The organism is Faecalibacterium sp. DFI.5.82 (assembly GCF_029076575.1).
Lineage (GTDB): Bacteria > Bacillota > Clostridia > Oscillospirales > Ruminococcaceae > Faecalibacterium > Faecalibacterium duncaniae.
On record NZ_JARFIS010000595.1, the window covers coordinates 1 to 307 of the forward strand.

Annotated in this window: 1 protein-coding gene; it reads right to left on the minus strand. The window is 45.0% G+C overall.

Annotation, left to right across the window (positions count from 1 at the left end; all coding sequences use genetic code 11):
• Positions 1 to 118: 118 nt before the first annotated feature.
• Positions 119 to 307 (minus strand): zinc ribbon domain-containing protein (locus P0G09_RS18035; protein WP_275253357.1); only part of this gene is annotated, 189 nt, incomplete at its 5' end.

Here is a 307-nt window from a genome sequence, read left to right on the forward strand (position 1 = left end):
GTAAGGGCAATATAAAAGCAGTTGTTCTTCATCCACTTCCATTTCCGCACTGCAACTTGGGCAAACCAGTTTATCCGTTTTCATGTTTGTTCTCCCACTCTTTGAAAACACTCACGCCCTATATTTTACTTCCGCAATACCCGCAGAATCGTGCTCCTGCTCCGACAAGCTTCTCTCCGCAATATGGGCAGTACCGTTCTGACCGCTTTTTCTTCACACCTTTTATTTCCTCAAGTTTGTCAAGCTCCTCCTCAAAGGCATCGTCAACACATTCCGGGAAATATTTTATTGCGTCGCGTATTCTTCC